We start from the raw sequence: 6,825 nt of genomic DNA on the forward strand, positions 1-6,825 counted from the left end.
TCGTGAACCGCGCTCAGTAGGTGCCTGGGTAGGCGCCGCCGTCGGCCAGGATGTTCTGGCCGGTCATGTAGCCGGCCTGCATGCTGCACAGGAAGGCGCAGATGGCGCCGAACTCGGCCGGCGTGCCGAAGCGCTTGGCCGGAATGTTCTTCTTGCGGGCTTCCCACACGGTGTCGAAGTCCTGGCCCGACTTCTGCGCGGCGCCGGCCATCGTGCCCTTCAGGCGGTCGGTATCGAAGGAGCCCGGCAGCAGGTTGTTGATGGTCACGCCCTGCGCCGCGACGGCCGTGCGCGCCACACCGGCCACGAAGCCGGTGAGGCCGCTGCGCGCGCCGTTCGACAAACCCAGGATGTCGATGGGCGACTTCACCGAGCTCGAGGTGATGTTCACGATGCGGCCGTAGCCGCGCTTGGCCATGCCGTCCACCGTGGCCTTGATGAGCTCGATGGGCGTGAGCATGTTGGCGTCGACCGCCTTGATCCACGCCTCGCGGTCCCAGTTGCGGAAGTCGCCGGGCGGCGGGCCGCCTGCGTTGGTGACGACGATGTCGAAGTCATGGCCCAGCGCGAACACCGCGGCGCGGCCGGCCTCGGTGGTGATGTCGGCGGCCACGTGCTTGACGAAGGAGCCCGACGCACCGGCCGCCTCCGTCAGCTTCTTCGCGGCGGCTTCCAGCGCCTCGGCGCCGCGCGCCACGATCACCACGTTGACGCCCTCGCGCACCAGCGCCTCGGCGCAGCCGTAGCCCAACCCCTTGCTCGCGCCGCACACCAGCGCGGTCTTGCCTGCAATACCCAGATCCATGTTCCTGCTCCAGTCAAACAAACGGCAAGGGGCTCAGCGCCCCTTGCGCGTGAAAACGAAAATGCCCGCGATCACGAGCACGGTGCCGGCCGCGATCCACGGCGTGAACGGCTCGCCAAGTATGACCACCCCCATGAGGATGGTCGACAGCGGCCCGATCATGCCGGTCTGCGCGGCCATGGCAGGGCCGATGCGCTCGATGGCCATCATCACCATGAGCACGGGCACCGCCGTGCACAGCGTGGCGTTGAGCACCGACAGCCAGATCACCTCGGGCGCGACATCCATGGCCACGCTCATCGGCCGCGTCAGCACGAACTGCAATATGCACAGCACGCAGGCCACGGTGGTGGCCAGCCCCACGAGCCGCAGCGACCCCAGCCGCTTGACGAATTCGCCGCTGTAGACGAGGTAGCCCGCATAGCTCACCGCGCTCAGGAACACCAGGAAGGCGCCCCACGCCGCAGCCCCGCCGCCCTTGCCGCCGCCTCCGGTCCACAGCTCGTGGCCGAACACCAGCAGCACGCCGGCGTAGCTCACGATCATGCCCAGCACCTGCGGGCGCGTCGGGTGACGCCGGTAGAGCAGCCAGCCGAAGAACAGCACCAGAGTCGGGTTGAGATAGAGGATCAGCCGCTCGAAGCTGGCCGAGATGTAGGCCAGCCCAGCGAAGTCGAGAAAGCTCGCGAGGTAGTAGCCCGAGAAACCCAGGCCGATCACGCCGATCCAGTCGCGCCCGGTGAGCGCGGGCTTGCCGCGCCCGGCCCACCACGCCATCAGCGCGAAGAGCGGCAGCGCGAACAGCATGCGCAGCATGATGAGCGTCACCGCGTCCACGCCGTAGCGGTACGCCAGCTTGACGATGATGGCCTTGCCGCTGAACGCGATGGCGCCCAGGGTGGCGAGGACGAGACCGGTGGCGATGCCTTTCCTGGCGGCATCGCGGGAGGGTTGCGGGGCAGGCTGGAGGGAATCGCCGGCCGTCGCGGCTGTCTTGTTCATCCCCCGATCATCGCGGCAACCGCAAACCCCTGTCCGGGCGCCGGCTCAGTACCCCGCTGCCGCGCCGTCGCGGCGCGGGTCGCTGGCGGCCACGTAGCCCTCCACCGAGGGATCGCCCGCGCGCCAGATGAACTGGCCGGCGCCGAAGTCCTGGTACGAGTCGTTGATCACTTCCAGGTGATGGCCCAGCTCGCGCAGGCCCTGCACCGTGGCCGGGTTCATCGCGGCCTCCACGTTGATCTCCAGCCCCGCGTTGAAGCGCCAGCGCGGCGCGTCGCATGCGGCCTGCGGGTTCTGCCCGTAGTCGAGCATGCGCACCAGCGTCTGCATGTGGCCCTGCGGCTGCATGTTGCCGCCCATCACGCCGAAGCTCATCACCGGCTGCCCGTTCTTCGTGAGGAAGGCCGGGATGATGGTGTGGAACGGGCGCTTGCCCGGCGCCACCACGTTCGGGCTTTCGGCCTTCAGGCTGAAGCCGTGGCCGCGGTTCTGCAGGCTGATGCCGTACTCGGGCTCCACGCAGCCGGAGCCGAAGCCCATGTAGTTGCTCTGGATGAAGCTGACCATCATGCCGCTCTCGTCGGCGGCCGTGAGGTAGATGGTGCCGCCCTTCACGGGGTTGCCGGCCTTGAAGTCCTGGGCCTTCTTCACGTCGATCAGGCGGGCGCGCGAGGCCAGGTAGGCGTCGTCGAGCATCTGCTCGGTCGTCACTTCCATGGTCTTGCGCTCCGACACGTAGCGGTAGACGTCGGCAAAGGCCAGCTTCATGGCCTCGATCTGCAGGTGCTGCGACTGCACCGAGTCGACCGGCAGCGAGGCGATGTCGAACTTCTCCAGGATGCCCAGCGCGATCAGCGCGGCGATGCCCTGGCCGTTCGGCGGAATCTCGTGCAGCGTGTGGCCGCGGTAGTCGCGCGAGATGGGCTCGACCCATTCGGGCTGGTAGGCCGCGAGGTCGGCCACGGTGAGTGCGCCGCCCTGTTCGGCGGAAAACTTCGCCAGCGCCTCGGCGATCTCGCCGTTGTAGTAGGCCTCGCCCTTGGTGCGGGCAATGGCCTTGAGCGCACGAGCGGCGGCCGTGAAGCGGAACATGTCGCCCACCTCGGGCGCGCGGCCCCACGGCAGGAAGGTCTGGGCGAAGCCCGGCTGCGACTGCAGGATCGGCGTGGCCGCCGCCCACTTGCCCTGCACCACCGGCGGCACCAGGTAGCCGCGCTCGGCGATGTCGATGGCCGGCGCCAGCAGGTCGGCGAACGGCAGCTTGCCGAAGCGCTCGCTCAGCGCCACCCAGCCGCGCACCGCGCCCGGCACGGTGACCGAATCGATGCCGCGCATCGGCGGATTGGCCGCGTCGGCGCCGTACTTGGCCTTGAAGTACTCGGGCGTCCAGGCCTTCGGCGCGGGGCCGGAAGCGTTGAGGCCGTGCAGCTTCTCGCCGTCCCACAGGATGCAGAAGGCGTCGCTGCCCAGGCCGTTGCTCACCGGCTCGACCAGCGTCATCACGGCAGCGGTGGCGATGGCCGCGTCGACTGCGTTGCCGCCCTGCTGCAGGATGCGCAGCCCGGCCTGCGAGGCCAGCGGATGCGAGGTCGAGACCACGTTGCGCGCGAAGATGGGAATGCGCGTGGAGAGATAGGGGTTGGCGTAGTCAAACTTCATACCGTGCTTTCAGGGATGGCGTGAACAATTCGGGAAACACCGAGGAACCGGCTTTGCCGGGCCTCTGGTGTTGCCCCCGGTAGGGGGTTGGCGAAGCGACACGAAGTGCGCGAAGACTGGGGGCGAGCCTATTACTCGTTGGTGATCTTGCGGTCGACGACGATCTTTTTCCACTTGGCGGCGTCGGTCGCGACCATCTTCGCGAACTGGTCGGGCGTGCCCGGTGTTGCAGGCTCGATGCCCAGTCGCGCAAGCTTTTCCTTCACCTCGGGATCGGCCAGCGCCTCGTTGGCGGCCTTGTTGACCTTCGCGACGATGTCCGCCGGCAGGTTCTTCGGACCGTAGAAGCCGAACCAGGTGTTCGACTCGTAGCCCGGCAGCGTGTCGGCGATGGCCGGCAGCTCGGGTGCCAGCGGGCTGCGCTTGAGCGAGGTGACGCCCAGCGCGCGCAGGCGGCCGTCGCGCACGTGCGGCATGCCGGTGGGCAGCGAGTCGAACAGCACGTCGACCTTGCCGCTGATCAGGTCGGGGATGGCCAGCGCCGTGCCCTTGTACGGGATGTGCGTGACGAACACGCCGGCCTGCGCCTTGAAGAGCTCCGCCGTGAGCTGCACGATGGTGCCGTTGCCGCTCGATGCGTAGTTGAGCTTGCCGGGGTTCTTCTTCGCGTAGTCGATCCACTCGCGCACCGTCTTCGCCGGCGAATTGACCGGCACCAGCATGATGCTGGCGGCGTCTCCCACGTGAGCGATGGGCGTGAAGTCGCGCACCGTGTCGTAGGGCAGCTTGCTGATGGCGGGGCCGATGGAGTGCGTGCTCGTGGTGGCCAGCAGGATGGTGTAGCCGTCCGGCGCGGCCTTGGCGGCCTGGTCGGAGCCGATGGCGCCGCCGGCGCCGGGCTTGTTGTCGACCACCAGCGTGGTGCCCAGCTTGTCGCCCATCTTCTGGCCCAGCGTGCGGGCGAAGAGATCGGTGGCGCCCGCCGCCGGGAACGGAACGATCAGGCGGATCGGCTTGTTCGGGTAGCCCTGCGCCAGGCTGGCGGACGAGGCGGCCATGCCGAATGCGATGGCGAGCGCCTGGAGGAACTGGAGGCGTTTCATTTGCGGGAATTCTGTGCCTGTGGACGGGACAAGCATGCTATGCACCGCTGGCGCATCAAGCCAGATAATTCGGCTTATTCAACTATCAACACCGTTTATGACCAGAGCCCCCGCCGAAGAAATCTCGCTGCAGCAGCTGCGGGCGCTGGCGGCGGTGGCCGAAACGGGCAGCTTCACGCTGGCGGCCGAGGCACTGCAGCTCACCCAGCCCGCCATCAGCCACCTGATCAAGCGGCTCGAGGAAGAGCTGGCTCAGCCGCTGGTGGTGCGCGGGCGCCGCATCCGCATGACCAACGCGGGCCAGATGATGGTCGACACCGCCGTGCGCGCGCTGCGGCTGATCGACGATTCGGTCGGCGCCTGCCGCTCGCAGTCGCAGCTGCGCGAAGGCCGCATCGTGCTGGCCGTGGGCCACCTGACGGCGGGCGCCCTGCTGCCGCCCTTGCTGGGCCGCTTCTCGCAGAAGCACCCGACGCTGGCGGCGACGCTGCTCGACAGCACGGCCGAGCAGATGATCTCGCGCGTGCTCTCGCAGGAGGCGGACCTGGGCTTCGGTTCCGACATCGGCCAGAAGCACTCCGAACTGGCGACCGAGCCGCTCTTCACCGAACGCATGGCGCTCTTCGTGCGCGACGACCACCCGCTGGCGCAGCATGACTCGGTCGAGGCCAGGCACCTCGAAGGCCTGCCCTTCATCCACGTCAACCCCGACGCCAACGTGTGGCGTGCCGTGAGCCGCCAGCTGGCGAGCGTGGCCAACGTGTATCCGCAGGTGGTGCACCACGTGTCGATGCTGTCGACCGCCTTCGGGCTCATCCAGGCCGGCGCTGGCGTGGCGCTCGCGCCGCGCTACGTGGAAGTGCTGATGCCGGCCAACCTGCGCGCCGTGGGCGTGACGCGGCCCGTGCTGGAGTACCCGGTGGTCGCCATCCGGCTGGCGAAGCATCCGCTGAGCCCGGCGGCGATGGCCTTCCTGGCGATGGCCCGGCAGCACATGAAGCCGCCGCGGGCCGGCAAGAGCTAGAAAAGGAAAACGGCGCCCGAAGGCGCCGTTTTCAAGGAAGGAGGCAGAACCGGGACCAGTGGTCAGTCCTCGACGAAAGCCTCTTCGCGCTTCGACTTCACGGCCGGCAGCAGCACGATGATCAGCAGCAGCGCCGCGGCAGCCAGCAGGCTCGCCGAGATCGGACGCGTGACGAACACGCTCCAGTCGCCGCGCGACAGCAGCAGCGAGCGACGCAGGTTCTCTTCCATCATCGGGCCCAGGATGAAGCCCAGCAGCAGCGGCGCAGGCTCGCAACCCAGCTTGAAGAAGGTGTAGCCCACCAGACCGAAGATGCCCACCATCCAGATGTCGAAGGTGTTGTTGTTGGTCGAGTACACGCCGATCGCGCAGAAGAGAACGATCGCCGGGAACAGGTACTTGTACGGCACCGACAGCAGCTTGATCCACATGCCGATCAGCGGCAGGTTCAGGATGATCAGCATCGCGTTGCCCAGCCACATCGAGGCGATCAGGCCCCAGAACAGCTCGGGGTTGCTGGTCATCACCTGCGGACCCGGCTGGATGTTGTGGATGGTCATCGCGCCCACCATCAGCGCCATCACGGCGTTGGGCGGAATGCCCAGCGTCAGCAGCGGGATGAAGGAGGTCTGCGCACCGGCGTTGTTGGCCGACTCGGGAGCCGCCACGCCGCGGATGTTGCCCTTGCCGAAGGGCACTTCGCCCGGCTTCAGCTTGGTCTTCTTCTCGATCGTGTAGGCAGCGAAGGCAGCCAGCAGCGCGCCGCCGCCGGGCAGGATGCCCAGTGCGGAGCCCAGGGCCGTGCCGCGCAGCACTGCGGGCAGCATGCGCTTGAAGTCTTCCTTGGTCGGGAACAGGCCCGAGACCTTGGCGGTGAACACTTCGCGCTCGTCGTCGGGACGCGAGAGGTTCGCGATGATTTCGCCGTAGCCGAACACGCCCATGGCGATGGCCACGAAGCCGATGCCGTCGGTCAGTTCGGGAATGTCGAAGCTGTAGCGCGCGACACCCGAATTCACGTCGGTGCCGACCAGACCCATCAGCAGGCCCAGCACGATCATCGCGATGGCCTTGAGGAGCGAGCCCGAAGCCAGCACCACGGCGCCGATCAGGCCCAGGATCATCAGCGAGAAGTATTCGGCGGGGCCGAACTTGAAGGCCAGCTCGGTCAGCGGCGGCGCGAAGGCGGCCAGGATCAGCGTGCCCACGCAGCCCGCGAAGAACGAGCCCAG

General features: G+C 67.9%; 6 protein-coding genes. 1 reads left to right on the forward strand and 5 read right to left on the reverse strand.

Annotated elements, in window-relative coordinates; translation table 11 throughout:
- Window positions 1–13 precede the first annotated feature (13 nt).
- The 4 genes from BMY35_RS25720 to BMY35_RS25735 form a co-directional block, all read right to left on the reverse strand.
- On the reverse strand, window positions 14–805 hold the full coding sequence (locus BMY35_RS25720; protein WP_093205483.1) for an SDR family oxidoreductase: 792 nt from the start codon (window positions 803–805) through the stop codon (window positions 14–16).
- 33 nt (window positions 806–838) lie between these two features.
- Entirely contained in the window at window positions 839–1,807 is a 969-nt protein-coding gene (locus BMY35_RS25725) for a DMT family transporter (protein ID WP_240652120.1), read from the reverse strand.
- Window positions 1,808–1,852: 45 nt separating this feature from the next.
- Window positions 1,853–3,466 carry a gamma-glutamyltransferase family protein gene (locus BMY35_RS25730; RefSeq protein WP_093205486.1) on the reverse strand — a complete coding sequence of 538 codons (1,614 nt, stop codon included), beginning with the start codon at window positions 3,464–3,466 and terminating at the stop codon, window positions 1,853–1,855.
- A 131-nt stretch (window positions 3,467–3,597) separates the two neighbouring features.
- Window positions 3,598–4,569, reverse strand: coding sequence for a Bug family tripartite tricarboxylate transporter substrate binding protein (locus BMY35_RS25735; protein ID WP_093205489.1), 972 nt, complete (start codon window positions 4,567–4,569; stop codon window positions 3,598–3,600).
- 97 nt (window positions 4,570–4,666) lie between these two features.
- Here BMY35_RS25735 and BMY35_RS25740 point away from each other — a divergent pair, with 97 nt between their 5' ends.
- Window positions 4,667–5,593 (forward strand): LysR family transcriptional regulator, encoded by a 927-nt coding sequence (locus BMY35_RS25740; protein ID WP_093205492.1) that lies wholly within the window; start codon window positions 4,667–4,669, stop codon window positions 5,591–5,593.
- 62 nt (window positions 5,594–5,655) lie between these two features.
- Here the strand turns inward: BMY35_RS25740 and BMY35_RS25745 are convergent.
- Window positions 5,656–6,825, reverse strand: a 1,170-nt coding sequence (locus tag BMY35_RS25745) for a tripartite tricarboxylate transporter permease (RefSeq protein ID WP_093205495.1), incomplete at its 5' end; no start/stop codon positions are given.

The sequence above is a fragment of the Variovorax sp. YR750 genome, assembly GCF_900109805.1.
Classification (GTDB): Bacteria; Pseudomonadota; Gammaproteobacteria; order Burkholderiales; family Burkholderiaceae_C; genus Variovorax; species Variovorax gossypii.